At 66.2% G+C, this 24945-nt stretch carries 39 protein-coding genes; 38 read left to right on the top strand and 1 reads right to left on the bottom strand.

The genetic code is table 11. The annotated features are described in order from the left end of the window. Nucleotides 1–37: 37 nt before the first annotated feature. From rpsL to R3E10_05290, 37 genes are all read left to right on the top strand, one after another. Nucleotides 38–409, top strand: coding sequence for a 30S ribosomal protein S12 (gene rpsL, locus R3E10_05470; GenBank protein MEZ4415185.1), 372 nt, complete (start codon nucleotides 38–40; stop codon nucleotides 407–409). Nucleotides 410–423: 14 nt separating this feature from the next. Beyond that, the gene (gene rpsG / locus R3E10_05465; protein ID MEZ4415184.1) at nucleotides 424–894 is read left to right on the top strand and encodes a 30S ribosomal protein S7; all 471 of its coding nucleotides are present in this window, start codon (nucleotides 424–426) and stop codon (nucleotides 892–894) included. Nucleotides 895–1058: 164 nt separating this feature from the next. Next, on the top strand, nucleotides 1059–3158 hold the full coding sequence (gene fusA / locus R3E10_05460) for an elongation factor G (GenBank protein MEZ4415183.1): 2100 nt from the start codon (nucleotides 1059–1061) through the stop codon (nucleotides 3156–3158). 51 nt (nucleotides 3159–3209) lie between these two features. Then, complete coding sequence (gene tuf, locus R3E10_05455) at nucleotides 3210–4400, top strand: elongation factor Tu (protein ID MEZ4415182.1); 1191 nt, start codon at nucleotides 3210–3212, stop codon at nucleotides 4398–4400. A 46-nt stretch (nucleotides 4401–4446) separates the two neighbouring features. Beyond that, nucleotides 4447–4755: a 30S ribosomal protein S10 gene (gene rpsJ / locus R3E10_05450; protein ID MEZ4415181.1), complete on the top strand. Its 309-nt coding sequence runs from the start codon at nucleotides 4447–4449 to the stop codon at nucleotides 4753–4755. 3 nt (nucleotides 4756–4758) lie between these two features. Beyond that, nucleotides 4759–5376, top strand: a complete 618-nt coding sequence (rplC, locus tag R3E10_05445; GenBank protein MEZ4415180.1) for a 50S ribosomal protein L3 — start codon at nucleotides 4759–4761, stop codon at nucleotides 5374–5376. A gap of 2 nt (nucleotides 5377–5378) precedes the next feature. Next, entirely contained in the window at nucleotides 5379–6017 is a 639-nt protein-coding gene (rplD, locus tag R3E10_05440; protein ID MEZ4415179.1) for a 50S ribosomal protein L4, read from the top strand. Next, nucleotides 6010–6321, top strand: a complete 312-nt coding sequence (gene rplW / locus R3E10_05435) for a 50S ribosomal protein L23 (GenBank protein MEZ4415178.1) — start codon at nucleotides 6010–6012, stop codon at nucleotides 6319–6321. Before rplD ends, rplW begins: the two co-directional genes overlap by 8 nt. A 3-nt stretch (nucleotides 6322–6324) precedes the next feature. Continuing rightward, nucleotides 6325–7164: a 50S ribosomal protein L2 gene (gene rplB / locus R3E10_05430; GenBank protein ID MEZ4415177.1), complete on the top strand. Its 840-nt coding sequence runs from the start codon at nucleotides 6325–6327 to the stop codon at nucleotides 7162–7164. Nucleotides 7165–7178: 14 nt separating this feature from the next. Continuing rightward, nucleotides 7179–7466, top strand: a complete 288-nt coding sequence (gene rpsS / locus R3E10_05425; GenBank protein ID MEZ4415176.1) for a 30S ribosomal protein S19 — start codon at nucleotides 7179–7181, stop codon at nucleotides 7464–7466. Between the two features lie 20 nt (nucleotides 7467–7486). After that, entirely contained in the window at nucleotides 7487–7837 is a 351-nt protein-coding gene (gene rplV / locus R3E10_05420) for a 50S ribosomal protein L22 (GenBank protein ID MEZ4415175.1), read from the top strand. Nucleotides 7838–7842: 5 nt separating this feature from the next. Further along, nucleotides 7843–8502 carry a 30S ribosomal protein S3 gene (rpsC, locus tag R3E10_05415; protein MEZ4415174.1) on the top strand — a complete coding sequence of 220 codons (660 nt, stop codon included), beginning with the start codon at nucleotides 7843–7845 and terminating at the stop codon, nucleotides 8500–8502. Nucleotides 8503–8507: 5 nt separating this feature from the next. Beyond that, entirely contained in the window at nucleotides 8508–8930 is a 423-nt protein-coding gene (gene rplP, locus R3E10_05410; protein ID MEZ4415173.1) for a 50S ribosomal protein L16, read from the top strand. A gap of 5 nt (nucleotides 8931–8935) precedes the next feature. Continuing rightward, nucleotides 8936–9148: a 50S ribosomal protein L29 gene (gene rpmC / locus R3E10_05405; protein ID MEZ4415172.1), complete on the top strand. Its 213-nt coding sequence runs from the start codon at nucleotides 8936–8938 to the stop codon at nucleotides 9146–9148. Between the two features lie 2 nt (nucleotides 9149–9150). Next, nucleotides 9151–9420: a 30S ribosomal protein S17 gene (gene rpsQ / locus R3E10_05400; GenBank protein ID MEZ4415171.1), complete on the top strand. Its 270-nt coding sequence runs from the start codon at nucleotides 9151–9153 to the stop codon at nucleotides 9418–9420. Between the two features lie 33 nt (nucleotides 9421–9453). Continuing rightward, nucleotides 9454–9822: a 50S ribosomal protein L14 gene (gene rplN / locus R3E10_05395; GenBank protein ID MEZ4415170.1), complete on the top strand. Its 369-nt coding sequence runs from the start codon at nucleotides 9454–9456 to the stop codon at nucleotides 9820–9822. Between the two features lie 13 nt (nucleotides 9823–9835). After that, nucleotides 9836–10162, top strand: a complete 327-nt coding sequence (rplX, locus tag R3E10_05390; GenBank protein ID MEZ4415169.1) for a 50S ribosomal protein L24 — start codon at nucleotides 9836–9838, stop codon at nucleotides 10160–10162. A gap of 4 nt (nucleotides 10163–10166) precedes the next feature. Then, nucleotides 10167–10742 carry a 50S ribosomal protein L5 gene (gene rplE, locus R3E10_05385; protein ID MEZ4415168.1) on the top strand — a complete coding sequence of 192 codons (576 nt, stop codon included), beginning with the start codon at nucleotides 10167–10169 and terminating at the stop codon, nucleotides 10740–10742. A gap of 25 nt (nucleotides 10743–10767) precedes the next feature. Next, on the top strand, nucleotides 10768–11160 hold the full coding sequence (rpsH, locus tag R3E10_05380; GenBank protein ID MEZ4415167.1) for a 30S ribosomal protein S8: 393 nt from the start codon (nucleotides 10768–10770) through the stop codon (nucleotides 11158–11160). A gap of 22 nt (nucleotides 11161–11182) precedes the next feature. Next, the gene (rplF, locus tag R3E10_05375) at nucleotides 11183–11722 is read left to right on the top strand and encodes a 50S ribosomal protein L6 (protein ID MEZ4415166.1); all 540 of its coding nucleotides are present in this window, start codon (nucleotides 11183–11185) and stop codon (nucleotides 11720–11722) included. A 49-nt stretch (nucleotides 11723–11771) separates the two neighbouring features. Further along, nucleotides 11772–12161: a 50S ribosomal protein L18 gene (rplR, locus tag R3E10_05370; GenBank protein ID MEZ4415165.1), complete on the top strand. Its 390-nt coding sequence runs from the start codon at nucleotides 11772–11774 to the stop codon at nucleotides 12159–12161. Then, nucleotides 12161–12676 (top strand): 30S ribosomal protein S5, encoded by a 516-nt coding sequence (gene rpsE, locus R3E10_05365; protein MEZ4415164.1) that lies wholly within the window; start codon nucleotides 12161–12163, stop codon nucleotides 12674–12676. The genes rplR and rpsE overlap by 1 nt, the downstream gene beginning before the upstream one ends. 19 nt (nucleotides 12677–12695) lie before the next feature. Next, on the top strand, nucleotides 12696–12902 hold the full coding sequence (rpmD, locus tag R3E10_05360) for a 50S ribosomal protein L30 (GenBank protein MEZ4415163.1): 207 nt from the start codon (nucleotides 12696–12698) through the stop codon (nucleotides 12900–12902). Nucleotides 12903–12919: 17 nt separating this feature from the next. Then, the gene (gene rplO, locus R3E10_05355) at nucleotides 12920–13375 is read left to right on the top strand and encodes a 50S ribosomal protein L15 (GenBank protein MEZ4415162.1); all 456 of its coding nucleotides are present in this window, start codon (nucleotides 12920–12922) and stop codon (nucleotides 13373–13375) included. A 10-nt stretch (nucleotides 13376–13385) separates the two neighbouring features. Continuing rightward, nucleotides 13386–14699, top strand: a complete 1314-nt coding sequence (secY, locus tag R3E10_05350) for a preprotein translocase subunit SecY (GenBank protein ID MEZ4415161.1) — start codon at nucleotides 13386–13388, stop codon at nucleotides 14697–14699. Between the two features lie 6 nt (nucleotides 14700–14705). Continuing rightward, nucleotides 14706–15374 carry an adenylate kinase gene (locus R3E10_05345; protein ID MEZ4415160.1) on the top strand — a complete coding sequence of 223 codons (669 nt, stop codon included), beginning with the start codon at nucleotides 14706–14708 and terminating at the stop codon, nucleotides 15372–15374. Further along, a complete protein-coding gene (gene map / locus R3E10_05340; GenBank protein ID MEZ4415159.1) occupies nucleotides 15371–16156 on the top strand; it encodes a type I methionyl aminopeptidase in 786 nt (261 codons plus the stop codon). Before R3E10_05345 ends, map begins: the two co-directional genes overlap by 4 nt. 61 nt (nucleotides 16157–16217) lie before the next feature. Continuing rightward, nucleotides 16218–16334 carry a 50S ribosomal protein L36 gene (gene rpmJ / locus R3E10_05335; GenBank protein MEZ4415158.1) on the top strand — a complete coding sequence of 39 codons (117 nt, stop codon included), beginning with the start codon at nucleotides 16218–16220 and terminating at the stop codon, nucleotides 16332–16334. A gap of 18 nt (nucleotides 16335–16352) precedes the next feature. After that, nucleotides 16353–16733: a 30S ribosomal protein S13 gene (rpsM, locus tag R3E10_05330; GenBank protein MEZ4415157.1), complete on the top strand. Its 381-nt coding sequence runs from the start codon at nucleotides 16353–16355 to the stop codon at nucleotides 16731–16733. A 120-nt stretch (nucleotides 16734–16853) separates the two neighbouring features. Next, a complete protein-coding gene (rpsK, locus tag R3E10_05325; GenBank protein ID MEZ4415156.1) occupies nucleotides 16854–17246 on the top strand; it encodes a 30S ribosomal protein S11 in 393 nt (130 codons plus the stop codon). 1 nt (nucleotide 17247) lies between these two features. Continuing rightward, a complete protein-coding gene (gene rpsD / locus R3E10_05320; GenBank protein MEZ4415155.1) occupies nucleotides 17248–17883 on the top strand; it encodes a 30S ribosomal protein S4 in 636 nt (211 codons plus the stop codon). A gap of 58 nt (nucleotides 17884–17941) precedes the next feature. After that, nucleotides 17942–18964 (top strand): DNA-directed RNA polymerase subunit alpha, encoded by a 1023-nt coding sequence (locus R3E10_05315; protein ID MEZ4415154.1) that lies wholly within the window; start codon nucleotides 17942–17944, stop codon nucleotides 18962–18964. A gap of 64 nt (nucleotides 18965–19028) precedes the next feature. Then, entirely contained in the window at nucleotides 19029–19391 is a 363-nt protein-coding gene (gene rplQ, locus R3E10_05310; GenBank protein MEZ4415153.1) for a 50S ribosomal protein L17, read from the top strand. An 18-nt stretch (nucleotides 19392–19409) separates the two neighbouring features. Further along, nucleotides 19410–19925, top strand: coding sequence for a hypothetical protein (locus tag R3E10_05305; protein ID MEZ4415152.1), 516 nt, complete (start codon nucleotides 19410–19412; stop codon nucleotides 19923–19925). A 19-nt stretch (nucleotides 19926–19944) separates the two neighbouring features. Continuing rightward, nucleotides 19945–20160: a 50S ribosomal protein L28 gene (gene rpmB, locus R3E10_05300; protein ID MEZ4415151.1), complete on the top strand. Its 216-nt coding sequence runs from the start codon at nucleotides 19945–19947 to the stop codon at nucleotides 20158–20160. A gap of 24 nt (nucleotides 20161–20184) precedes the next feature. Beyond that, nucleotides 20185–21579: a glycosyltransferase family 39 protein gene (locus R3E10_05295; GenBank protein ID MEZ4415150.1), complete on the top strand. Its 1395-nt coding sequence runs from the start codon at nucleotides 20185–20187 to the stop codon at nucleotides 21577–21579. Next, entirely contained in the window at nucleotides 21572–22681 is a 1110-nt protein-coding gene (locus tag R3E10_05290; GenBank protein ID MEZ4415149.1) for a glycosyltransferase family 4 protein, read from the top strand. Before R3E10_05295 ends, R3E10_05290 begins: the two co-directional genes overlap by 8 nt. On the opposite strand, the gene R3E10_05285 is transcribed toward R3E10_05290, so the two are convergent. Continuing rightward, on the bottom strand, nucleotides 22636–23793 hold the full coding sequence (locus R3E10_05285; protein ID MEZ4415148.1) for a glycosyltransferase family 4 protein: 1158 nt from the start codon (nucleotides 23791–23793) through the stop codon (nucleotides 22636–22638). The genes R3E10_05290 and R3E10_05285 overlap by 46 nt on opposite strands. A 96-nt stretch (nucleotides 23794–23889) precedes the next feature. Between R3E10_05285 and R3E10_05280 the strand changes: the two genes are divergently transcribed. Next, nucleotides 23890–24861, top strand: coding sequence for a glycosyltransferase family 2 protein (locus R3E10_05280; GenBank protein MEZ4415147.1), 972 nt, complete (start codon nucleotides 23890–23892; stop codon nucleotides 24859–24861). Nucleotides 24862–24945 lie beyond the last annotated feature (84 nt).

The raw sequence follows: 24945 nt of genomic DNA, 5'->3' as shown, positions 1-24945 counted from the left end.
CTTCTGGCGCGTTTTTTTACCAGGGTCACCAAGGCCAATGCCGACCATCAACCAGCTCGTTCGCAAGGGACGCGAGGCGGTCAAGAAAAAGACCAAATCGCCTGCGCTCCAGAGCAACCCGCAGAAGCGGGGGGTCTGCACGCGCGTGTACACGACGACGCCCAAGAAGCCCAACTCCGCGTTGCGGAAGGTGGCTCGCGTCCGTCTCACGAACGGCTATGAGGTCACGGCCTATATCCCCGGTGAGGGCCACAACCTCCAGGAGCACTCCATCGTGCTCATCCGAGGTGGCCGTGTGAAGGACCTCCCCGGCGTCCGGTATCACATCGTCCGCGGGACACTCGATGCCTCCGGCGTGTCGAACCGGAAGCAAGGCCGGTCCAAGTACGGCGCCAAGCGGCCCAAGTAGCAGGATCGTAAGAGATGAGTCGTCGTAAGCGAGCGATCGAGCGCCCGGTGGCAGCGGATCCCAAGCATGGATCCCAAGTGGTCACCCGGTTCATCAACAGCCTGATGCTGGACGGCAAGAAGTCGATTGCCGAGAGCATCTTCTATGACGCGCTGGACATCATCGAGGAGCGCTCGGGTCAGCCCGGTCTCCAGGTGTTCAACCAGGCGCTGAACAACGCGAAACCCGCCGTCGAGGTGAAGAGCCGTCGAGTGGGCGGAGCAACGTATCAGGTTCCGGTCGAGGTCCGCCCAGAGCGGCGCCAGGCGCTGGCCACCAAGTGGTTGATCCAGTACGCGCGGGACCGCAGCGAGAAGACGATGTCCCACCGGCTCGCGGCCGAGTTGATGTCCGCCAGTCGTGGTGAAGGCGCAACCATCAAGAAGAAGGACGATACGCACCGGATGGCCGACGCAAACAAGGCGTTCGCCCACTACCGCTGGTAGCTCGGAACCACGACTCGCTGCCGACCTCACGGTTGGCGGCCCGGGTCGTGTTCGGGCGCGGAGGACACCGGCGGCGCAGTAGCCGGGAGAACCTCCGCGCTTTTTGCGCCCCTCAAGGAAGGGGCCACAGCAGTCACCGTGTGCTCGAGACGATCAACAGATAGATGCCTAGGAAGACGCCTCTCAATCAGCTCCGCAACATCGGCATCATGGCGCACATCGATGCCGGTAAGACGACGACCACGGAGCGCATCCTGTTCTATACGGGCAGGGTGCACCGCATGGGCGAGGTGCATGAAGGCGCCGCGACCATGGATTGGATGGAGCAGGAGCAGGAGCGCGGCATCACGATCACGTCGGCGGCGACGACTGCGCACTGGAAGCGCAACGACACCGACTATCGCATCAACATCATCGACACTCCCGGCCACGTCGACTTCACGGCCGAGGTGGAACGATCCCTGCGCGTGCTCGATGGTGCAGTCGCGGTGTTCTGTGCCGTCGGTGGGGTGGAACCGCAGTCCGAGACCGTCTGGCGCCAGGCGGACCGCTATGGCGTTCCCCGCATCGCGTTCGTCAACAAAATGGACCGCATCGGGGCGAACTTCGAAAACGTCGTCGCGATGATGGGAGAGCGCTTGGGCGCCAACGCCCACCCCGTCCACTACCCCCTGGGTGAGGGCGAGCTCTTCACCGGCGTCGTCGACATCGTGCGGCAGGTGGCAATCGTCTGGGAGGACGAGCTGGGGTCCAAGTTTACCGAGGGTCCCATCCCCGACTCACTGACGGACAAGATCGCCGAGCTTCGGCACCATTTGATCGAGGCGGCGGTCGAACACGACGACGTGCTGATCGAGAAGTACCTGGGCGGCGAGGAGTTGAGCGAAGACGAGGTGCGCCACGCGATCCGGTCCGCCACGATCGCGGGCAAGATCTTTCCGGTCTTCGCGGGCTCCGCGTTCAAGAACAAGGGTGTGCAGGCCCTGCTGGACGGCGTGATCGACTATCTGCCGTCCCCGCTGGATATCCCGGCGATCACGGGGCACCTGCCGCACCATGACGAGACGTTCGAGACACGTGAAGCCACGGACAACGCGCCGTTCGCCGCGTTGGCCTTCAAGATCATGACCGACCCCTACGTCGGTAAGCTCACGTTCTTCCGCGTCTATTCGGGCACGTTGAATTCGGGCACGCACGTGTTCAACACGCGACGTGACCGCAAGGAGCGCATCGGCCGAATCCTGCAGATGCACGCCAACAAGCGCGAAGAGCGGGAAGATGTCTACGCCGGTGACATCGCTGCGGCGATCGGGCTGAAGGATGTGAAGACGGGGGACACGCTGTGTGACCCCGATCATCCGATCATCCTGGAGGCGATGAAGTTCCCGGAGCCCGTGATCGCGGTGGCCATCGAACCGAAGACCAAGGCCGACCAGGACAAGCTTTCGACCGGTCTTTCCAAGCTCGCGGACGAAGATCCCACCTTCCGCGTGCACACGGATCCGGAGACCGCTCAGACGATCATCAGCGGGATGGGCGAGCTCCATCTCGAGATCATCGTGGACCGCCTCAAGCGTGAGTTCGGCGTGGACGCCAACATCGGCCGTCCCCAGGTGGCTTACCGCGAGACGATCCGTAAGGAAGCACAGAACGTCGAGGGAAAGTTCGTCCGGCAGACGGGTGGCCGCGGCCAATATGGTCATGTCGTGATCAACCTGGCCCCGTCCGACCCGGGTCAGGGCTTCGTGTTCGAAGACAAGATCGTCGGCGGCGTGATTCCCCGAGAGTACATCGGGCCGGTGGAGCAGGGCATCAAAGACGCCCTGGACACCGGTGTGCTGGCCGGCTTCCCGGTGATCGACGTCAAGGTGGAGTTGATCGACGGCTCCTATCACGACGTCGACTCCAACGAGATGGCGTTCAAGATCGCGGGCTCGATGGCGTTCAAGGAGGCCGTCCGCAGGGCGGGTCCCGTCCTGCTGGAGCCGATCATGGACGTCGAGGTGGTGACGCCTTCCGACTACATGGGCGACATCATCGGTGACCTGTCGTCCCGGCGCGGGAAGGTCGGTGGCATGACCGACCGCGGTGATGCTCGTGTGATCGGGGCCTCTGTCCCGCTTGGCGAGATGTTCGGGTACTCGACCACCCTCCGCTCGATGAGCCAGGGCCGTGCCGTGTACACGATGCAGTTCTCGCACTACGACGAAGTGCCGAAGAGCAAGGCGGAGGAGATCATCACCGCCAGCGGCAAGAAGAACTAGCACAACCAGCGACCCGGAACCCCCGGAACCTGAAAGCAACGAGGAAGAGGGATGGGCAAGGAGAAATTCGAGCGTACCAAGCCGCACGTGAACGTGGGGACGATCGGCCACGTGGACCACGGGAAGACGACGTTGACGGCGGCGATCACGGTAACGCAGGCGAAGAAGCACGGGGGCAACGCGGTCGCGTTCGACCAGATCGACAAGGCGCCGGAGGAGCGGGAGCGGGGGATCACGATCGCGACGGCGCACGTGGAGTACGAGACGGCGAACCGGCACTACGCGCACGTGGACTGCCCGGGACACGCGGACTATGTGAAGAACATGATCACCGGGGCGGCTCAGATGGACGGAGCGATCCTGGTGGTGAGCGCGGCGGACGGACCGATGCCGCAGACGCGGGAGCACATTTTGTTGGCGCGTCAGGTGAACGTGCCGTACATCGTGGTGTTCCTGAACAAGGTGGACATGGTGGACGACCCGGAGCTCTTGGAGTTGGTGGAGCTGGAGGTTCGGGAGCTTCTGAGCGAGTACGATTTTCCTGGGGACGACATCCCGGTGGTGAAGGGATCGGCGTTGAAGGCACTGGAGGCGGCGGGCGAGGGTCCGGACGCGGAGTGCATCCAGGAGCTGATGGACGCGATCGACAGCTACATCCCGGAGCCGGAGCGGGACATCGACCGGCCGTTCCTGATGCCTGTGGAGGACGTGTTCTCGATCACGGGGCGGGGGACGGTAGCGACGGGACGGATCGAGCGTGGGATCGTGAAGGTGGGCGACGAGGTGTCGCTGGTGGGGATGGGCTCGGACAAGAAGACGGTGGTGACCGGGGTGGAGATGTTCCGGAAGCTGCTGGAAGAGGGCCGAGCGGGAGACAACGCGGGCCTGCTGCTGCGGGGCGTGGGGAAGGACGAGATCGAGCGCGGGCAGGTGTTGGCGAAGCCGGGGTCGATCACGCCGCATACGAAGTTCAAGGCGGAGGTGTACGTCCTGACGAAGGAAGAGGGGGGACGCCACACGCCGTTCTTCAACGGGTACCGGCCGCAGTTCTACTTCCGGACGACGGACGTGACGGGGTCGGTGCAGTTGCCGGGCGGAGTGGAGATGGTGATGCCGGGGGACAACGTGCAGATGGAGATCGAGCTGATCACGCCGATCGCCATGGACACGGAGCTGCGCTTCGCGATCCGCGAGGGCGGCCGCACCGTCGGCGCCGGCGTCGTCACCGAGATCATCGAGTAGCACCCGGACAGAGCAGTAACGCAAGCACACCAACGAGCTGATTGAAATGGCTGACCGCATCCGCATTCGCCTGAAGGCGTTCGACCACTGGGTGGTCGATCAGACCGCCGCGGACATCGTGCGCACCGCCCAGAAGACGGGTGCCACGGTGCGAGGGCCGATCCCGCTTCCGACGCGCCGGCAGCGCTGGACGGTTCTCCGGTCGCCGCACGTGGACAAGAAGAGCCGGGAGCAGTTCGAGCTCCGGACGCACAAGCGTCTCATCGACATCGTCGAGAGCCGGCCCCAGACCATCGACGCGCTGACCAAGCTGGATCTTCCGGCCGGTGTCGACGTGGAGATCAAGGTAGACTGACCCATGGCGGGAATCATCGGAAAGAAGCTCGGGATGACGCGCGTCTTCGACGACGAAGGCGCTGCCGTCTCCGTGACCGTCATCGAGGCCGGTCCCTGCCCGGTCGTACAGGTGAAGGACATGGACTCGGACGGGTATCGGGCCGTGCAACTCGGGTTTGCTCAGAAGAAGGCCAAACGGACCACGAAAGCGGAGGCGGGCCACGCGGCGCGCGCCGGCCTCGAGGCCGCCCCGGCCATTCTTCGTGAGTTCCGCACCACGGTGGATGAGACGTTCGAGCCGGGCTCGACCGTCACGGTGGATATGTTCGCTCCCGGCGATCGCGTGAAGGTCACTGGGAACTCGAAGGGGAAGGGCTTCCAGGGCGTGGTGAAGCGTCACGGCTTTACGGGGCGCCCCGGATCGCACGGTCATCCGGAGTCGCGCAATCCAGGATCGATCGGGCCGGGCACCGACCCGTCCCGCGTCATCAAGGGAAAGAAGCTGCCCGGCCAGACCGGGAACGTGCGTCGCACGATCCGCAATCTCGAAGTGGTCCGCGTGGACCCGGACCGGAGCCTGCTCTTCGTGAAGGGTGGCGTCCCCGGCCCCAAGAACTCGTACCTGCTGATCACGAAGTGACCATGTACACGGCGCACTACTACAAGGCGGACGGGAAGAAGGGACGGGCGCGCGCCCTCCCTGACGTCCTGTTCGATGGCCAGGTGAACGAGGCCGTGCTGCACCAGGTGGTGAAGGCCCTCCAGGCCAACGCCCGCCAGGGGACGGCCGCGGCCAAGAACCGTTCCGCGGTCAGCGGAGGGAATCGCAAGCCCTGGCGTCAGAAGGGCACGGGTCGGGCGCGACAGGGCTCGACGCGGGCACCCCATTGGACCGGCGGTGGTCTGGCGTTTCCGCCCCAGCCCCACGGCTGGCACCAGAAGGTGCCCAAGAAGGTACGGGCCCTGGCGCGGCGCTCCGCCCTCAATGCCCGGGCTCAGGACGAGCGTGTGGTTCTGGTGGACGACCTTCTGTTCGACGCGCCCAAGACCTCCCGCCTGGTGAAGTACCTGGATGGGATCGGCGTCGAAGGGACGGTGCTGATCCTCACCGCCGAAGCGCGGCCCAACCTGTACCTGTCTGCTCGCAACGTCGGCGGGCTGGAAGTGCGGGTGTTCGGAGAGGAATCCGTCTACGACCTGCTGCGCGCGCACACGCTGGTGATCGAACGCTCGGCGGTCGACGCGGCTGCGGCTTCGGATGAGGAGGGCGACGATGCGTGAGGCTTGGGACGTGATCGTTCGTCCGGTGGTGACCGAGAAGTCCACCGAGCAGTCGGAGGCGGAGAACGTCTACACGTTCATCGTCGCCGAAGCAGCCAACAAGCACGACATCGCGCGAGCGGTGGAGAGCCTCTGGGACGTGTCGGTGGAGGACGTGCGTACCATGCGTTACCGCGGCAAGGCCAAGAGGGCCCTGCTGGGTCGCATGGCCAAGAACTGGCAGCTGGGGAAAAGGCCGTCCTTCAAGAAGGCAGTCGTCAAGCTGGCCGAGGGCGACCACATCGAGCTCTACGAGGTGGGCTGAGCCATGCCACTCAAGAAGTTCCAACCGATCACGCCGGGCTCGCGCCTGCGCACCGTCATGCAACGGACCGAACTGACCCGTTCGGAGCCGGAGCGGTCTTTGACGGAGACGCTGTCGGGCAAGGGTGGACGCAATCATCACGGCCACGTGACCATGCGTCGCCGGGGTGGTGGCCACAAGCGCCGTTATCGTCGCATCGACTTCAAGCGAGACAAGGTCGGTGTCGAGGCCCGCGTGACGGAGATCGAGTACGATCCGAATCGCAGCGCCAACATCGCGCTGTTGGTATACGAGGACGGCGAGAAGCGCTACATCCTCCATCCAAAGGGATTGGCCGTCGGCGACCGGATCCAGTCGGGACCGGGAGCGGACGTGAAGGTGGGCAATTCGATGCCCCTGGAGCTGATCCCGCTCGGCACCACCGTCCACAACGTGGAGCTGAAGCCGGGCAAGGGTGGGCAGATGGCGCGCTCCGCGGGATCGAACGTTCAGGTGGTCGCCAAGGAAGGGGACTACGTGACGTTGCGGCTGCCCTCCACCGAGGTGCGCCGCGTCCGCCGCGAGTGCATCGCGACGATCGGCGAGGTCGGCAACTCCGACCACAACCTGCAGCGCATCGGAAAGGCCGGAGCCAACCGCTGGCGGGGACGCCGTCCCAAGGTGCGCGGTGTGGTGATGAACCCGGTGGATCACCCTCTCGGTGGCGGCGAGGGCCGCTCGTCGGGTGGTCGTCCCCCGGTATCCCCGTGGGGCAAGCCGGAAGGCAAAAAGACGCGTCACCGCAAGAAGGCCTCGACGAAGCTCATCGTCCGTGGCCGCAAGCGCGGTAAATCGACCAAGTAGGTCGGAGCTCAATCATGGCGAGAAGCATCCGCAAAGGCCCGTACATCGACCTTCCCCTGCTGGCGAAGATCGAGGCGATGAACGCCAGGGGCGAGAAGAAGGTGATCAAGACCTGGGCGCGTGCCTCCACGATCTCTCCGGATTTCGTGGGGCATACGGTCGCGGTCCACAACGGCAACAAGTTCATTCCCGTCTATGTGACCGAGAACATGGTTGGTCACAAGCTCGGTGAGTTCGCCCCCACGCGCTTGTTCCGGGGCCACGGCGGGAAGCTGGCCGACAAGCGTTCGCGGGTCGGCTGAGGCGCGAGGCACAAAGGACGATGGAAGCTAGAGCGATCGCCCGGAGCATCCGGATGAGCCCCCGCAAGGTGCGGCTGGTCGTGGACCAGATCCGCGGCCGAGCGGTGAACGACGCCTACTCGCTGCTGCGCTTTTCGAAGAAGGCGGCATCGGAGCCGGTGGAGAAGACGCTGCGCTCCGCGGTGGCGAATGCCCAGGCCAAGGCACAGGAGCAGGGAGAGGTGTTGGACGTGGACGACCTGGTCGTTCGCGAAGTCTTCGTGGACGAAGGGCCGACGCTCCATCGCTGGCGCGCCGCGGCCATGGGTCGAGCGACACCGCGTCGGCGCCGCTCGAGCCACATCACCGTCGTCGTCGATTCGAGAGGCTGAGACGCATGGGCCAGAAGACACATCCGCACGGGTTCCGCCTCGGAGTGGTGAAGGAGTGGCGCTCGCGTTGGTACGCAGAGCGTGACTTCTCCAAGCTCCTCAAGGAGGACGAGACCATTCGCCAGTATCTCCACCGGCGTATGGCGCACGCAGCGCTCTCGCACGTGGAGATCGAGCGGAAGCCGTCCAAGATCGTCATCACGCTGCACACTGCCAGGCCGGGCGTGGTCATCGGAAAGCGCGGTGCGGAGGTGGACAAGCTCCGCGACGAGCTCTCGGTACTCACCTCGAGTGAGGTCTCCGTCAACGTCGAGGAGATCAAGCGGCCCGAGCTGAGCGCCCGCCTGGTGGCGGAGAACGTCGCGCATCAGCTGCGCCAGCGCATCTCGTTCCGCCGCGCCATGAAGCGAGCCGTCCAGGGTGCCATGCGCGCCGGTGCCGAGGGCATCAAGATCCAATGCGCCGGACGACTGGGAGGCGCGGAGATCGCCCGCACCGAGGGCTACAACGAGGGTCGGGTCCCGCTGCACACGCTTCGCGCGGACATCGACTTTGCCCGGGTGCAGGCACGGACCACCTACGGCACCATCGGCGTGAAGTGTTGGATCTTCCGTGGCGAAGTCGTCGACGACCGCCGCGGCCGTACGTACTCGACGGGATCGTAAGGGCAATGCTGGCACCGAAGCGCGTCAAGTATCGGAAGAAGCACAAGGGCCGCATGAGCGGGAAAGCGCTCCGCGGCAGCAAGGTGTCGTTCGGGGAATACGGCCTTCAGGCACTGGAGCCCGGCTGGATCTCGAACCGGCAGATCGAGTCGGCCCGTGTGGCCATGACCCGCCACATCAAGCGTGGCGGCAAGGTCTGGATCCGGATCTTCCCCGACAAGCCGATCACCAAGAAGCCGGCCGAGACCCGCATGGGGAAGGGGAAGGGGAATCCCGAGGGTTGGGTGGCAGTGATCAGGCCCGGTCGCGTGCTCTTCGAGATGGAAGGGGTGACCGAGACCATCGCCAAGCGGGCCATGGAGCTGGCCGCGGCCAAGCTGCCGCTCAAGACCCGCTTCGTGATTCGCGAGCAGGAGCTGGGGAGCTGACGACCGTGAAGATCGACGAAATCCGTGACCTGACGGACGCCGAGCTGGCCGAGCGCATCCGGGAGTTGAAGCAGGAGCGTTTCCGGCTGGGGTTCCGCAGCGCGACGATGGAATTGGAGAATCCCTCTCTCCTCAAGAGCTTGCGGCGTGAGATCGCCCAGATGAAGACGGTGCTACACGAGCGCACCCGGACTGCCCAGAAGGCGCAGGAGGCTTGAGGATGAGCGAGACCAGCACGGAGCGGAACGCTCGCAAGTCCCGCGTCGGCGTGGTGGTGAGCGACAAGGCCGCCAAGACGGTGGTGGTGAAGGTAGAGCGTCAATTGGCTGATCCGCTGTACGGAAAGCGCGTCAAGCGGACGGCGAAGTACCATGCCCACGATGAGCAAGACGAATACCGGGTGGGAGACACCGTCCGGATCGTGGAGACGCGCCCGCTGTCGAAGTTGAAGCGTTGGCGGGTGGCCGAGCTCATCGAGCGGCCCCAATAAGTCGCATACGACGAACGGCCGGGAAACAGAGCCATGATCCAGCAGGAATCGATCGTCCAGATCGCGGACAATACCGGGGCCAAACGGGCGCTGTGCATTCGCGTCCTCGGAGGCTCCCGCAAGCGGTACGCGCGGGTTGGAGATCAGGTGGTCTTGACCATCAAGGACGCCATCCCCAACGCGCCCGTGAAGAAGGGCGAGGTGGTGAAGGCTGTGATCGTCCGTACCAGCAAAGAGACGCGGCGCAAGGACGGGTCGTACATCCGGTTCGATGACAACGCCGCGGTGCTGATCAACCAGAACGGCGAGCCTCGCGGCACGCGCATCTTCGGGCCCGTGGGGCGTGAGCTCCGTGAGAAGCGGTACATGAAGATCGTGTCGCTTGCACCCGAAGTGCTCTAGAAGGCAACGAAACATGCGGAAACACACCATCACCAAAGGGGACCGGGTGCGAGTCATCCGGGGCAACCACCGGGACGCGGAGGGTACCGTGCTTCGCGTCCTGCGGGATTCGAACCGGGTCGTCGTCGAGGGCGTGAACATGCGCAAGAAGCATCAGCGCCCCACGCCAGACGAGCCCGATGGTGGCATCATCACGTTCGAGGCTCCGATTCACATTTCCAATGTGATGTTGATCGACCCCGCCACCGGAGATGCGAGCCGAGTCCGGATTCGGGTCGAGTCGGATGGAACCAAGGAGCGGATTGCCGTGAAGAGCGGCAACTCCATTCCCAGGGCATAGAGACATGGAACCGCGTCTACAGACACACTATCGGGAAAAGGTGGTGCCCAAGCTCCGCGAGGAGTTCGGCTTCACCAACGTCCACCAGATTCCACGCATCTCGAAGATCGTGGTCAATGTGGGCATGGGCGAAGGATCACGGACCCCCAAGCTCCTGGACTCCGTCGTCGACGAGTTGGGCGTGATTACGGGCCAAAAGCCCGTGATCAACAAGGCGCGCAAATCGATCGCCAACTTCTCCCTCCGCGAAGGGATGCCGGTCGGTGTGTCGGTGACCTTGCGTCGGCGGCAGATGTACGAGTTCCTGGATCGGCTCATCAGCACGGCGCTGCCGCGTGTACGCGACTTCCGCGGCTTGCCCACCCGGTCCTTCGATGGCCGTGGGAACTACACCATGGGCGTCAAGGAGCAGATCATTTTCCCCGAGATCGAGTTCGACAAGGTCGGCAAGGTCCACGGGATGGACATCACCATGGTCACGACGACCGACAAGGACGATCAGGCGCTGGCTCTCCTGCGCGAGATGGGTATGCCCTTCCGGGGCGCCACTCCCGTGCAGGTCGAGGCTACGCAGACCTGACGAGAGCGCGAGGCACGAAGCAGCGATGATGACGGATCCGATTGCCGACATGCTGACCCGCATCCGCAACGCGGGAGCGGCGGGGCAGCGCTGGACCGACATGCCGACGTCGAAGCAGAAGGCGGAAGTCGCCCGACTGCTGAGAGACAACCACTTCGTCCACGACTTCAAAGTCCTGGACGATGGACGCTTCGGCGTGCTGCGGGTCTATTTGAAGTATCACGATGGTCACCCGGTGATCCGCCACTTGCAGCGGGTTTCCAAGCCGGGTCGCCGTCGGTACGTGGGCGCTGCGGATATCCCGCGCGTCCGCAATGGATTGGGAATGGCGATTCTGTCCACCTCCCGCGGCCTGCTCTCCGATCGGGGAGCGCGGTCCGAGGGTGTGGGCGGCGAGCTCATGGCGCTGGTCTGGTAGGCCAGGACGGAACGGAAAGCCAATGTCACGGATCGGAAAGCTGCCTATCCCCGTCCCGAAGGGCGTCGATGTGCAGCAAGCGGACGGCACGCTCAGCGTGAAGGGCCCCAAGGGCCAACTCTCAATGCGTGTGCCCGGGGACATCCAGGTTGCGATCGAAGACGGCGCCATCCACGTGAGGAGGCCGTCCGACCAGCGCCAGCACAAGGCGTTGCACGGACTGACCCGCACGCTCGCCGCCAACATGGTGACGGGTGTCACGGAGGGGTTCAAGAAGACGCTGTCGATCGTGGGGGTCGGCTATCGCGCCGAGAAGAAGGGCGGGGGTGTGACGCTGCACCTCGGCTATTCGCACCCCATCGACTATCAGGCGCCCGAGGGCGTGGAGATCGAGGTGCCGCAGCCGACCACAGTGGTGGTGCGCAGCGCCGACAAGCAGAAGGTCGGGCAGGTCGCTGCCGAGATCCGTGGGTTCAGGCCCCCGGAGCCCTACAAAGGCAAGGGCGTTCGGTATGAGGACGAGCAGGTGCGGCGCAAGGCCGGTAAGACGGCTGGATCCTAGTGCGTGTCGACGGGTCGCCTGAGCGACCGCTGAGGCTGAGGAACGAGAAATGAGCTCCAGAGCGAGAAAGAAGGCGACGGGCCGCGAGGCGCAGCGCAAGAAGCGGCATCGGCGCATCCGGAATCGCGTGCAGGGATCGGGCGAGCGGCCACGACTGGTGGTGTTCCGCTCCCTCAAGTACATCGAGGGTCAGGTGGTCGACGACGACGCGGGGCGGACCATCGTCGGACTGGCGACCCGCGGGTCGACGCTGACGGGTTTCGTGCCCGAGGGACCCAATCCGGGTGTCGCTCGTGCTCGCGAGGCTGGGCGGCGTCTGGCCCAACGCGCGGTGGAGGCGGGAGTCACAGCGGTGGTGTTCGATCGCGCGGGGTACCAATACCACGGTCAGGTTCGTGCCTTCGCCGAAGGCGCACGTGAGGGAGGCTTGCAGTTCTGATGGCCAACGAGAAGCGGCAGTCGCGTCAGCGCGAGAGCGATCTGGTCGAGAACGTGGTTCACATCAACCGCGTCGCCAAGGTGGTGAAGGGTGGACGGCGGTTCTCCTTCACGGCCCTGGTGGCAGTGGGTGACCAGAAGGGCAAGGTCGGGATCGCGCTGGCCAAAGCCAACGAGGTTTCGGAAGCCATCCGCAAGGGCCTGGAAAGGGCTCGCCGCGCCATGGTCGAGGTCCCGCTGGTCTCCGGCACGCTCCCGCACGAAGTGCTCGGTGAGTGGGGCGCGGGGCGGGTCCTGCTGCGCCCGGCCGCGCCCGGAACCGGCGTGATCGCGGGAGGTCCGGTGCGGGCGGTTCTGGAAGCCGCGGGCGTCACGGACGTCCTTACCAAGAGCATGGGCTCGAACAACCCGATCAACGTGGTCCGCGCCACCATGGCGGGCCTGGGGCTTCTGGTCACCCCCGAGCAGGTTGCTCGTGAGCGGGGTGTGCCCGTCGAGACCATGCTGCAGCGCTGAGCAACGGGAACCTGAATCCATGGCGAAGAAGAGCTCCACTCCCGGAAGAATCGAGATCAAGCAGGTCCGGAGCGGCATCGGCCGCCCGGGACTGCATCGGAGAACGCTGGCGGCGCTGGGCTTGAAGAAGCACCAGTCGTCGGTGATCCATGACGACACGCCCGCCATTCGGGGGATGATCCACCAGGTGCGTCACCTGGTCGAGGTCCGCCCGCTGGCCGACTAGGCGAGGAGACGAATCCAGTGGTCGAACTACACACGCTGTCTCGCCCCGAGGGGTCCCACCGGAACGCCAAGCGCGTCGGTCGGGGTCCGGGCTCCGGATCGGGTAAGACGTCCGGGCGGGGTCAGAAGGGCGCCGGAGCGCGCACGGGCAGTCGTCGCAAGCGCGGCTTCGAGGGTGGACAGATGCCCTTGCAGCGCCGTATCCCCAAGCGGGGCTTCACGAACATCCATCGGGTCGAGTTCCAGCTCGTCAATGTGGGCGCCCTGGAGCGCGTGGAGGGGTCCGTGGTCGACGCCCAGACCCTGCGGGAATCGGGTCTGGTACGCTCGACCGCGAAGCCCATCAAGCTTCTGGGCCAGGGCGACATCGATCGGGCCGTCCAGGTCAGCGTGGAGCGGATCAGCGAGAGCGCGCGGGCCAAGATCGAAGCGGCCGGTGGGTCGGTGACGCTGATCGGATCCGCCAGCGAGTAGGGCGCGACCGATGTCGACCAACCCGCTTACCCGACTGTTTCGTGTTCCGGAGCTGAAGGACCGCATCCTCTTCACCTTGCTGGTCCTGTTCATCTATCGCATCGGCGCCCACATCACGGTGCCGGGCCTCGACGTCGGTGCATTGCGCCAGCAGTTCGGTCAGCTCCAGGGCACGCTGTTCGGCGTCTACGACATGTTCGTGGGGGGAGGGCTGTCGCGAGCGACCGTCTTCGCGCTCGGGATCATGCCCTATATCTCCGCCAGCATCATGTTCCAGCTGCTGGCTGCGGTCTTCCCCACGTTGGAGAAGATGCAGAAGGAGGGCGAGGACGGCCGCAAGAAGCTGACGCAGTGGACCCGTTACGTGACGGTGGCGTTGGCGGCGGCCCAGGGATACGGCTATGCGGTGTTCCTGCAGGGCCTGCCCGGAGCGGTCCACACCCCCGGGTTCGGGTTCATGTTCACGACCATGACCGCGCTGACCACCGGCGCCGTGTTCGTGATGTGGTTGGGTGAGCAGATCACCGAGCGGGGCATCGGCAACGGGATGTCGCTCCTGATCTTCTTCTCGATCATCGAGAGCTTCCCGGCCGCGATCGCCCGCACGGTCGAATCGCTGCGCCTCGGAGAGATCGGCGTGTTCGGGCTGGTGGCTCTGCTGGCCGTGATCGTCGGCGTCACGGCCGGTGTCGTGGTGATGACCATGGCCGCCCGGCGCATCCCCGTGCAGATCCCGCGTAAGGTGATGGGGCGGGGACGCGTGCGTGAGGGACAGAAGAGCTTCATTCCAATCCGCGTGAACTCAGCGGGCGTGATGCCGATCATCTTCGCCCAGTCGTTCATCATCGTGCCGGGCACGGTTGCCGCATTCGCGCCCTGGCCCTGGCTGCAGACCATCGCCCAGTGGTTCCAGCCCGGCCCCGTGTACTACGTGCTGTACGCAATCTTGATCGTCTTCTTCACCTACTTCTACACGGCGATCATCTTCAATCCTGTCGACCTCTCGGAGAACCTGAAGAAGCAGGGCGCGTTCATCCCAGGCGTCAAACCGGGCTCCCGCACAGCCGAGTACATCGAGCGCGTGCTCACGCGGGTTACGTTGCCGGGGTCCATCTACCTGGCTCTGATCGCGTTGGTCCCGTTCTTCATCTTCGACATCTTCAACATCCAGACCTTCTTCTTCGGTGGCACGAGCGTGCTGATCGTGGTCGGTGTGGCGTTGGACACTGTTCAACAGGCCCAGCAACACCTGCTCCTGCGTCACTACGACGGCTTCATGAAGAAGGGACGGGTGAAGATGCGGGGCCGGCAGCGCTACATGTAACGCGCCGTGGTTACGATCTTCCTGGGCCCTCCAGGCGTCGGAAAGGGGACGCAGGCCAAGCGTTTCGCCGATGATCGCGGGTGGGCTCATGTCTCTACGGGAGACCTGCTCCGCCAGGCCCGGCGGGAGGGGACGCCCCTGGGGCGACAGGCGCAGGCCTTCATGGACGCCGGGGAGTTGGTTCCAGACGAGCTGATCCTGGGACTGGTGCGTGAGCATCTGGACGCGCTGGGCTCCGCCGCCCGGGTCATCTTCGACGGTTTCCCGCGGACGGTTCCCCAAGCCGAGGGGCTGAACGATCTCCTGGCCGGACTGTCCCGCCAGGTCGACGCCGTGGTCCTGTTCGAAGCGGACGACGAGACCCTCATCAAGCGCATCGCGGGGCGTCGCTCCTGCCCGCACTGCGATCGCGTCTACAACGTGCACTTCACGCCTCCCGCGCGTGAGGGAGTGTGCGACGCGTGCGGCCATGCGCTCACGCATCGCGCCGACGATCAGGCCGACACCGTGCGCCGGCGGCTCGAGGTGTACCGCGAGTTGACCGAGCCGCTGATCGGATACTACGAGATGGAGGGCCCCCGACCGGTCCGCATCGACGCGGAGAGACCGGTGGCCGACGTCCAGGCGGCCCTGGGCCGAGCGCTGGATGCCCACCCGGGTGGGGGGGGATCGTGATCCAGCTCAAGACGGCCGAGGAGCAGGATCTGATCGCGCGGGGCGGTGCCATCATCGCTCAACTGTTCGAAGCGATCGCGGAGGCGGTCGTGCCCGGAATCAGCACGGGGGACCTCGATCGTCTCACCGACGATTTCATCCGGTCGCATGACGGGGCCGTGCCGGCGTTCTACGGGCTCTATGGTTTCCCGGGCAGCGCCTGCATCTCGGTCAACGACGAGGTCGTGCACGGCATTCCCTCGCCGAAACGCGTGCTGAGCGAGGGCGACATCGTCAGCGTCGACGTTGGGGTCCGCCTGGATGGGTGGTGCTCGGATTCGGCCTGGACGTTCCCCGTGGGCTCTGTCGACGAGGAGACCCAGACCCTGCTGCGGGTGACCGAGGCCTCCCTGGGGGCGGCCATCGACGCTGCCCTGTCCGGGAACCACATCGGGGACCTCGGGGCCGCCGTCATGGATACCGTCCGGGGGACCGGGCTTTCGATCGTCCGGGACCTGGTCGGCCATGGAATCGGGCGGGACGTCCATGAGGAGCCTCAGGTGCCCAACGCCGGCGTGGCGGGGCAGGGGCCCCGACTCCGGCCCGGGATGGTCCTCGCGATCGAGCCCATGCTCGCCTGTGGCACCGACCGGATCCGTACGCTGTCGGACGGCTGGACCGTGGTCACCGCGGACCGGCGCCGTTCGGCCCACTTCGAACACACAGTGGCCGTGACCGAGCAGGGCCCCCGCATCTTGACCCTGGCCACGCAGCCGGCCCCGGGGGGGCTGGTCAGCCCTTGAACGGGTTCAGGGGTCAGGCTAGTATAGTTAGCTCTGCCACGGCCGCCTTGAGGGAGCTCCGATGAAGGTCAGAAGCAGCGTCAAACCGATTTGCGAACACTGCAAGGTGATCCGCCGCCGTGGCGTGGTGCGGATCATCTGCAAGCGTAATCCGAAGCACAAACAGCGGCAGGGCTAAGGGGCACCGACCGGAAGCATGGCCAGAATCGCAGGCGTCGACCTACCGAGGGGAAAGCGCATCGAGATTGCGCTGACCTACATCTATGGCATCGGGCACCAGCGGGCCCGGGAGATCCTCGCCAAGATCGGCGTGGACCCCAGCCGCCGCACCCAGGATCTCACGGACGAAGACGTCAACCGCATTCGCCGGGAGATCGAGTCCAGCTACAAGGTCGAGGGTGCGCTTCGTACCGAGGTCAGCATGAACGTGAAGCGCCTGATGGACATCGGGTGCTACCGCGGCCTTCGGCATCGCCGGGGTCTTCCGGTCCGCGGCCAGCGGACACACACGAACGCCCGGACGCACAAGGGCGCTCGTCGGCCGATCGCGGGCAAGAAGAAGGCGCCGAAGAAATAGGCTCGACGTGCGGCCCCTGCCGCACAGACGACCGCAGGGACGTGCGGCGGCCCTCGCCGAGGCCCGCCGCATCGCATTCTCGGAAGCAGAAGAAACCAGGATTCCTGGAAGGTACTGAGCGTGGCACTCTCGAAAGGCACTCGGACCAAGAAGGCCAAGAAGGTCGTCGAGGCGGAAGGCATCGCCCACATCAAGGCGACGTTCAACAACACCCTGGTCACGATCACCGACTCCCAGGGCAACACCGTGGCGTGGGCCACGTCCGGCAAGGCGGGATTCAAGGGCTCCAAGAAGTCCACCCCGTTCGCCGCCACGGTGGCTGCCGAGCAGGCGGGGAAGGACGCCTACAGCCTTGGCGTGCGCCGGGTGCACGTGCGGGTGCAGGGACCGGGTTCCGGGCGTGAATCGGCGATTCAGGCCCTCTCCGCCGCCGGATTGCATGTTCGTTCCATCCAGGACGTGACGCCGCTGCCCCACAACGGGTGCCGGCCTCCCAAGAAGCGCAGGGTCTGACATGGCACGGTACACGGGGGCGGTCTGCAAGCTGTGCCGCCGCGAGGGACAGAAGCTCTTTTTGAAGGGCACCAAGTGCTACACGGAGAAGTGCCCGGTCGACCGGCGCAACTATCCTCCCGGCCAGCACGGCCCCGCCAAGGCGCGGCGCCGCAAGAGCTCGGACTATGCAACGCAGCTGCGTGAGAAACAGAAGGTCAAGCGCATCTACGGAATGGGTGAGACCCAGTTCCGCAACTTGTTCGACAATGCGGCCAAGCGGCAGGGCGTGACTGGTGAGAACCTGCTGGTAGCCTTGGAATCCCGCCTGGACAACATGGTCTTCCGGATGGGCTTCGCCTCCAGCCGGAACCAGGCGCGACAGTTGGTCCGGCATCGCCACGTCGAGGTCAATGGCCACGTGGTGGATGTTCCCAGCTATTCCGTCAAGCAGGGCGACGAGGTTGCTCTCGGGATCAAATCCAAGGGCCTCGAGATCGTTCAGGCCAGCCTGGAGTCCCGGGCGCGGCCGCCCCTGGTCGACTGGATCGCGCTCGACGAAAAGGCGCGTGTGGGCCGCATGATGCGCACACCGACGCGCGCGGAGATTCCGCTCGCCGTTCAAGAGCAGCTGATCGTCGAGCTCTACTCGAAGTAACGATCAGCACCTCCATCGACTGGATCCTCAGCCCCACGGGGGCGAACCGGAGGAGAACGTGGATATCGATTTGACAGGACTGGTACTGCCGGAGCGAGCCGAGAGCGTCTCCGCCTCCTCTGATGGGCGGGGGGCGACGTTCCTGATCGAGCCGCTCGAGCGCGGTTTCGGACATACGCTCGGCAACTCTGTTCGCAGGGTGCTGCTGTCGTCTCTGCCAGGGTCCGCGGTCTGGGCCTTCCGCATCGAGGGCGTGGTGCACGAGCACCAGACGATCCACGGGGTGGCCGAGGACGTCCACCAGGTGATCCAGAACCTGAAGTCACTGGTGGTGCAGCTCTCGGACGACGTCGAGGAGGCCACGCTGGAGCTGGACGTCAGCAAGGCCGGGCCGGTGACGGCCGCGGACATCCAGGCTCCGGGTTCGGCAACCGTCGTCGATCCGTCGCATCACATCATGACGCTGGAAGAGGACCGCGACCTCCACATCGAGCTGTACGTGAACAAAGGCCGAGGCTTCGTCCTGGCGGACCAGCATCCGATTCCCCGGGGTGCTCCCGTGGATCTCGTCCGCATCGATGCGATCTACAACCCGGTCCGGCGGGCGAACTTCACCGTGGACGAGACTCGGGTTGGCCAGCGCACCGACTTCGACCGCCTCACGTTGCAGGTTGAGACGGACGGATCGCTTCGTCCCGCCGAGGCTGTGGCCTACGCGGCCGCCCTGGTGCAGCGTCACCTCGGCTACCTGCAGCACCTCGCTGGTGGTGCCCTCCCCGAGGGCGGCTCCTCGGGCGGGCGCGTGGTGCCGGACCGCATGAAGGAGCTGTTCGCCCGCTCGATCGAGGATCTGGCCGAGCTGAGCGTCCGCTCCCGAAACTCCCTGCAGAAGGAGAACATCCGGACGCTGGGTGATCTGGTGCAGAAGACCGAGGACGAGATGCTGGCCATCGAGAACTTCGGCAAGAAGTCTCTCCAGGAGATCAAGGACTTCCTCTCCGAGCACAACCTGGACTTCGGGATGAACCTGGAGGACGGGGGCCGAGTCTTTGCCGGTGACGACACCGGGGCCGAGGCCTGAGGAGGCGGAGCCCGAGCGGGTTCGCCAACCGGGTTCCAAGTCGGTAGCTTAGGAACGAATCACGATGAGACACGCCAAAAGAGGGCGCCAACTTTCGCGGACCGCCGGCCACCGGCGGGCCCTTCTCCGCAACCTGGCCACCGCGCTGTTCCGCCATGGGCGGATCCGCACGACCACGGCCAAGGCCAAGGAGCTGCGGCCTTTCGCCGAGCGGCTTATCACGCTGGCCAAGCGCGGGGATGTGCATGCGCGCCGGCTGGCGGCGCGCAAGATCTCGGACCGAGCCGTGCTCGGGAAGCTGTTCGACGAGATCGGGCCGCGCTATGGTGATCGTCCCGGCGGATACACCCGCATCCTGAAGATGGGTGCCCGCAGCGGCGATGCCGCGGAGATGGCGCTGATCGAGCTCGTCGGGTCGGACTCCTAACGAAACGGACGGTCAAGCATGTTCGGATCTCGTAAGGGCGCCAGTGGCGCCGCCACGCTCCTGATGATCGTGGCTTTCCTGGCGATTGGCGGCTTCATGTACTGGCTCAGCCTGACGGCCGAACCTTCTCAGGCCGTGATGGTCGAGGAAGAGGAGCCAGAAGCCATGCCCGGTGAGGGGGCCCTGGTCACCGTCGCCGACTTCACCGGGAATCCCGCGGGCTACGTCGACCAGACCATCCGCATGGAGGACATCGAGGTCGTGAGCCTCCTGGGCAACCATGCCTTCTGGACCAAGCTGACGAACGACCAGCCCTACCTGGTGCGCGTGGATCCGGCCCTCTTCGTCAACGGCCTGGTGCTTACGGCCGGAGGGACCGCCGATGTGTCGGGGACCGTCCGCATCATGTCGGACAGCGTGCTGGACGCCTGGCAGAACGGAGGGTCGTTCACCAACGACGTGAACCGCATCGAGGCGGAGTTCGCCGAGAGCTACATCGACGCCACCCGGGTATCCGCCGGAATGGGCGGCTGAGGAAACGAGGCAGGGAATCATGGCCAGAGTCTGTTCGGTTTGCGGCAAGAAGCCCTCGACGGGCAACAAGGTGAGCCACGCGAACAACAAATCGCGGCGCCGCTGGTTGCCCAACCTGCAGACGGTGCGGGTGCTGGGCGCCGACGGTGTCCCCAAGCGCGTCCGTGCCTGCACCTCGTGCATCCACGCGGGCAAGATCCGCAAAGCGCCGCGCGCGGCTGCGGCGGGGGTCTGACCCCCGACCGCCCGTCCAGAACCGATGGGTGACCTGCACGCCCCCGCGGCTTCCGGCCGCGGGGGCGTTGTGCATGCGGAGGCCCGACGTCCTCCATGGGCGCCGGGTGCCTGGGGGTGGCGCCTGGCGGATGCGGCGGTTGCAGGCGGTGCGCTGGTCGCCCTTGGCGGACTCGTTCTCCTGCTGACGCGGGGATCCCCCGCCGACCAGGGCGCGACCCTGGCGGTGGTGTCATTCGGTGCGCTTTCGATCGCGGTCGCGTTCCGAGCGCTGGTCGAGCCGGACGATGTCCCGTTCCTGCTCCGCCTCGTCCTGGCGGGCTTTCTGCTTCGGGTGGGACTCGCCCTGGCCCTCCACTTCTCCCTACCCGTCGACGTCTTCGCGCCCGACCAGTTCACGTTCCAGGACGTGGGCTGGAGGACCCTTCGCTACCTCGAAGGGGAGGGGCCGCCTCCCGCGCAGATCGGCGGCACCTACGAAGTCGCCTGGTTCTATTGGAACGCGCTGCTGTTCCGGCTGTTCGGCTTCGTACCGCTGGCTCCGAAGATCGTCAACGCCACGTTGGGTGTCTGGGCCGGGCTGGCCGCCTACCGCCTGGGAGGAGAAGTCGGCGGGCGTGCCGGCGCCAACGCAGGCGCGCTGCTGGTGTTTCTGATGCCCTCGCTCATCCTGTGGTCGACGCAGAATCTGCGCGAGGCGCCCATCACGCTGCTCAACACCGTTTTCCTGCTGCTGGCGGTGCGATTGCACGTACGACCCCGACTCGGGGTGCTGGTGGGCCTGCTCTGCGTGTTGGGGCTCCTCGCGGTGCTGCGCGACTATATGGCCTGGATGGCCGGGTTGGCTCTGGTGGGCTCCCTGCCGCTGGCGGCCCGCCGGCGACCCGTTCCCCGACTGCTGACGGCCGTCGCGGTCCTGGCGCTGTGGGTCGGCGCCTATCGCGTGCTGGGATTCGGAACCGAGCTCCTGGAGACGGCGAGCTTCGAGGGTCTCGACGCGCAACGGCGCGCGCTGGCGTTCGGAGGCACGGCCTTCGCCCCTGGCGTGGACATCTCCACACCGGCTCGCGGTCTGGCCTTCCTGCCGCTCGGCCTCTCGTTCTTCCTCTTCGCCCCGTTCCCCTGGCAGGCCACCAGCAGCCCCCTGGCCGCCATGGCGTTCCCGGAAACGGTTCTCTGGTACGTGCTGTTCCTCTTCGCCATCGGCGGCGCGCTCCACGTGCTGCGTCGGTACTTCGAGCGAGCCATACCCGTCCTGACCTTCTTCGTGCTGACCGCGAGCGTATACGGTCTCGTGGAGGGAAACGCGGGGACGGCCTATCGACACCGTTCTCAGCTCGTCATCGGTGTGCTCGTATTCGCGGCCATCGGGATCGAGGTGTGGCGGCAACGTCGCCTGGCGCGTCGCTCCGGTGGCTGACCCACTCTCCTGCCTCCTGCTCGGGGCACGGGGCGGCGGAGGCGAGGAAGTCTTTCTCGCGGACTTGATCGGGGATCCACCGGACGGCGTCACCTACCGGGCCGTGCTGGATGCCCACGCATCCGCTCCGGGCGCGCGCGCCCAAGCGTGGGCCGAGCGCGCGTTCAACCGCCTCGTGCATCCGTGGCTCTGGCCCTTGCCTGGGCTGAGGGCGTACCGCGTGGATGACGCCTACGACGTGGTGCACGTCCACAACCTGACCCATCGCATCCAGGGTTCCGTGCCGGTGGTGATGAGCCTGGGCGGAGCGACCTACCGTCACTATCTGGCTGCGTATCTCGCCTACTCGGACGAGCGCATCCGGACGCTCTACGCACGCGCGTCGCGGCTCTACCCGCCCCTCGGCATCACGAACGAGTTCGTCTCCTGGGAGCGGCTGGCCGCCATCGTGGTCTTCTCCCACTACGCTGCCGGCCACCTGAAGGCAGCGGGCGTCCCGTCTGAGCGTGTGCACGTCGTGCCGCCCGGGTTCTCCGACCCGGGGGTCGGCCCCGGCCCGCCGCCCTCGCCGTTCCGGGTGGTGCTGGCGGGCCGCGATCCAGAGCGAAAGGGAGCCGACCTGGCCCTGGAGGCGCAGCGACGCCTTCGAGGACGAGGGCTCGAGGTCGAGCTCACGCTGGTGGGGGACCCGGCCTACCCGGACTGGACCCGAGAGGGTGTGATGGGTCTGGCGGCGGTTCCCCGGGAGCGCCTCTTCGCGATCCTGGCCCGGGCTCATGCATTGGTGGTGCCGTCCCGGGCGGAAGGCTTCGGATTCGTAGCGGTGGAAGCGATGGCCTGCGGGCGTGCGGTGTTGGTATCCGATACTGCCGCTCTACCGGAGATCGTGGGGACAGGTGGGCAGGTGGTGCGTGGCTCCGGCGCGGACCCCTGGGTCGAGGCGCTGGAGCCGCTCGTCCGCGACCCGGAGCTGGCGGGCGTTTGGGGCACGCGCGCGCGTGCGCGCTTCGAGGAGACGTTTACCCGAGCCCACTTCAAGGCGCGGCTCCGGGCCGTCTACGAGTCCGCCCGCTCTGCACGGGGAACCGAGAACCCCTCCTGAAGGAGGAGGGCCTCCAGGGTGTCGCGCATCGCCGGCCAGCCGTGTTCGTGTACGGCTCTCCGGCGCGCCTCTACGGCCATGCGCGCCCGGCGGCCACTGTCGCAGGCCAGCGTCTCGAGACCCTCGACCAGTGCGTCGGGGTCGCCGGCGGGGACGACGAGTCCCGCCGGCGCTGAACCCCCGACCAGCTCGTGTGCGTCGCCCACGTCCGTGATCAGGGTCGGGAGCGCGAGGGCCTGGGCGTGGAGGAGCTTCGCCGGGAGTTGATGACGGGCGAAGGGCGAGTCCCGCTGTGGGATCACCGCGAAGTCCGCCGCGCCCAGAACCCAGCCGGACTGGGAAAAGGCGTAGGAGCCCCGCACGGTCGCGCCTCCCGCACGCAGAGCGCCGGCGAGCGCGTCGTCTGCAACCCCTGCGACCAGCAGCTGCAATGGCACCCTCAGGCGCCGCATCGCGCCCAAGAGGTCTTCCAGCCCTTTGTGCGCTCGGGGTGTACCCGCGAAGACGGCCACAGGCACGTCGGGCGGGAGCCCGAGGCGAGCTCGGGCCTCATCCTGGGGGTGAAGGGCAGGGTCGAAGCGATGCACGTCCACACCCTGACGAACCAGCGTGCCGCCGAAGCGGCGCTGCAGCGCCCGTGAGGAGACCGTAAGGAAAGCGACCTCGGGGATCCACCGCTCCATGCCGCGGAGGTACAGGTCCCCTGAGGGGTTCCGCAGATCGCGCAGCCCCCGACCCCACCGCCGCAGCGGCGACACGTCGTGGAAGAAACCGGCGTCCCAGTCGTCCAGGTGCAGCGCGACGGGGATGTCGAGTCCACGCCCGACGCCGAGGGCGAGACCGAGACTCCCGGGCATCGCTTTGAACGCGTAGAGGAGGTGGGCGCCGCGCGCCAACTCACGGAGGGTCCGGCGTGCGGCCGGCGTCCAAGGCCAGGGGCGAGGGAGTTCTCTCGGGCGAGGCGCCTCCTGAGCCATCGGTGGCCACAGGGGCCCACTGCTCGGGCCCGCGACGGTCACGCGCGGAGCTCCGCCCAACGCTCCCGCGAACTGCATCGCCGTGTAGAGCGGGTTCCGAGCCAGATCGGCCACAACGCAGACGATGTCTGTCATACGGCGAAGCGGGTATAAAGGAGCGGGGTTCCGCACCGATGGGCGGCAGCATACAATCCCGGACGCCAGGTTTCCAGCCACGCAGGCCCCGCCATCGTGTTCTCGACCACGCCTCAGGTCACAGCGGTCGTCGTCAGCTACAACACCCGAGAGCTGACGATCCGCGCTGTGGCTTCCCTCGAGGAGCAGCGTGGTGTCGACGTCGCTGCGGTGGTGGTGGACAACGGGTCAGCAGACGGCTCGGTCGAGGCGCTGCGCGCCCGCTTCCCCCAGATCCAGGTGATCGAAGTGGGAGAGAACCTTGGGTTCGGGCGTGCCAACAACCTCGGGGCGCTACACGCCACCACGCCCTACCTCCTCTTCCTGAACAGTGACGCTTGGTTTTCCGACCAGGACGGATTGGCAGCGTTGGTCGAGGCTGCTGATCGTGACGAACTCTGCGCTGCAGTGGGGCCGAGGGTGGAGAGCGAGGACGGATCGCTGCAGTGGTCGGCTCGGAGGGCACCAACCATCGCGCGAGAGCTGTGCACCCGCACCGAACTCTGGCGTCTTCTACCCCAAGCGTGGCGCAGCGGATGGCTGCTGGGCCCCCAGTTCGCGCACGACCGGCGCCAGACCGTGGACTGGGTGATCGGCGCCTGCATGTTGGTGCGAACCGAGTGGTTTCACGGCGTCAGTGGTTTCGATCCGGCAATCTTCCTCTACGGGGAAGAATTGGATCTGTGCCTGCGCATGCGTCGGAGCGGCGGGCGCATCTGGTTCGATCCCGCTGCGTCCGTCATCCACGTCGGGGGGGCGAGCGGGGAGGGCACGTCCGCGCGCAAAGTGGGCCGCGTGGTCTCCGGCGAGCGGATCGCCCTGGCCCGCGATCGGGGAGAGGCATACGCGTGGGCATTCTCCCTGGCTCGTGCGATCGCTGCGACCGTCGAAGGCACGCTGTTCGGCATCGCTGGAGCGCTGCGAGGCGGGTCGTATCGGAGGGTGCGAGCTCGTGAGGCCGTGCACGTGGCTGGCTCGTCGTTTCGGGAGTTGCTCCGCCCTGCGCTGCGGGCGGGGGCAGCACGGTGAACCCGCTCTGCCCGCTGTGCCGGGCACACCCCGGGGCCGTGCACGCCCGGTGGCACGGGTGGCAGGTTCGCGTGTGTCCGGGAT

This window comes from Gemmatimonadota bacterium (genome assembly GCA_041390105.1).
Classification (GTDB): Bacteria; Gemmatimonadota; Gemmatimonadetes; order Longimicrobiales; family Gaopeijiaceae; genus JAGQIF01.
This window is presented reverse-complemented; position numbering and strand designations above follow the sequence as displayed.

Coding starts and splice junctions, on each gene's coding strand:
- rplD (MEZ4415179.1), top strand. CDS start 5,379: ATGTACACGGCGCACTACTACAAGGCGGACGGGAAGAAGGGACGGGCG.
- rplC (MEZ4415180.1), top strand. CDS start 4,759: ATGGCGGGAATCATCGGAAAGAAGCTCGGGATGACGCGCGTCTTCGAC.
- rpsC (MEZ4415174.1), top strand. CDS start 7,843: ATGGGCCAGAAGACACATCCGCACGGGTTCCGCCTCGGAGTGGTGAAG.
- rplB (MEZ4415177.1), top strand. CDS start 6,325: ATGCCACTCAAGAAGTTCCAACCGATCACGCCGGGCTCGCGCCTGCGC.
- rpsJ (MEZ4415181.1), top strand. CDS start 4,447: ATGGCTGACCGCATCCGCATTCGCCTGAAGGCGTTCGACCACTGGGTG.
- fusA (MEZ4415183.1), top strand. CDS start 1,059: ATGCCTAGGAAGACGCCTCTCAATCAGCTCCGCAACATCGGCATCATG.
- R3E10_05285 (MEZ4415148.1), bottom strand. CDS start 23,793: ATGACAGACATCGTCTGCGTTGTGGCCGATCTGGCTCGGAACCCGCTC.
- rplP (MEZ4415173.1), top strand. CDS start 8,508: ATGCTGGCACCGAAGCGCGTCAAGTATCGGAAGAAGCACAAGGGCCGC.
- rpsG (MEZ4415184.1), top strand. CDS start 424: ATGAGTCGTCGTAAGCGAGCGATCGAGCGCCCGGTGGCAGCGGATCCC.
- rpsD (MEZ4415155.1), top strand. CDS start 17,248: ATGGCACGGTACACGGGGGCGGTCTGCAAGCTGTGCCGCCGCGAGGGA.
- rplF (MEZ4415166.1), top strand. CDS start 11,183: ATGTCACGGATCGGAAAGCTGCCTATCCCCGTCCCGAAGGGCGTCGAT.
- secY (MEZ4415161.1), top strand. CDS start 13,386: ATGTCGACCAACCCGCTTACCCGACTGTTTCGTGTTCCGGAGCTGAAG.
- rplE (MEZ4415168.1), top strand. CDS start 10,167: ATGGAACCGCGTCTACAGACACACTATCGGGAAAAGGTGGTGCCCAAG.
- rplX (MEZ4415169.1), top strand. CDS start 9,836: ATGCGGAAACACACCATCACCAAAGGGGACCGGGTGCGAGTCATCCGG.
- rpsE (MEZ4415164.1), top strand. CDS start 12,161: ATGGCCAACGAGAAGCGGCAGTCGCGTCAGCGCGAGAGCGATCTGGTC.
- rpmJ (MEZ4415158.1), top strand. CDS start 16,218: ATGAAGGTCAGAAGCAGCGTCAAACCGATTTGCGAACACTGCAAGGTG.
- rplR (MEZ4415165.1), top strand. CDS start 11,772: ATGAGCTCCAGAGCGAGAAAGAAGGCGACGGGCCGCGAGGCGCAGCGC.
- rplW (MEZ4415178.1), top strand. CDS start 6,010: ATGCGTGAGGCTTGGGACGTGATCGTTCGTCCGGTGGTGACCGAGAAG.
- rpmB (MEZ4415151.1), top strand. CDS start 19,945: ATGGCCAGAGTCTGTTCGGTTTGCGGCAAGAAGCCCTCGACGGGCAAC.
- rpsM (MEZ4415157.1), top strand. CDS start 16,353: ATGGCCAGAATCGCAGGCGTCGACCTACCGAGGGGAAAGCGCATCGAG.
- rplQ (MEZ4415153.1), top strand. CDS start 19,029: ATGAGACACGCCAAAAGAGGGCGCCAACTTTCGCGGACCGCCGGCCAC.
- rpmD (MEZ4415163.1), top strand. CDS start 12,696: ATGGCGAAGAAGAGCTCCACTCCCGGAAGAATCGAGATCAAGCAGGTC.
- rpsQ (MEZ4415171.1), top strand. CDS start 9,151: ATGAGCGAGACCAGCACGGAGCGGAACGCTCGCAAGTCCCGCGTCGGC.
- R3E10_05295 (MEZ4415150.1), top strand. CDS start 20,185: ATGGGTGACCTGCACGCCCCCGCGGCTTCCGGCCGCGGGGGCGTTGTG.
- rpsS (MEZ4415176.1), top strand. CDS start 7,179: ATGGCGAGAAGCATCCGCAAAGGCCCGTACATCGACCTTCCCCTGCTG.
- R3E10_05305 (MEZ4415152.1), top strand. CDS start 19,410: ATGTTCGGATCTCGTAAGGGCGCCAGTGGCGCCGCCACGCTCCTGATG.
- rplN (MEZ4415170.1), top strand. CDS start 9,454: ATGATCCAGCAGGAATCGATCGTCCAGATCGCGGACAATACCGGGGCC.
- rpsH (MEZ4415167.1), top strand. CDS start 10,768: ATGATGACGGATCCGATTGCCGACATGCTGACCCGCATCCGCAACGCG.
- tuf (MEZ4415182.1), top strand. CDS start 3,210: ATGGGCAAGGAGAAATTCGAGCGTACCAAGCCGCACGTGAACGTGGGG.
- rpsL (MEZ4415185.1), top strand. CDS start 38: ATGCCGACCATCAACCAGCTCGTTCGCAAGGGACGCGAGGCGGTCAAG.
- rplV (MEZ4415175.1), top strand. CDS start 7,487: ATGGAAGCTAGAGCGATCGCCCGGAGCATCCGGATGAGCCCCCGCAAG.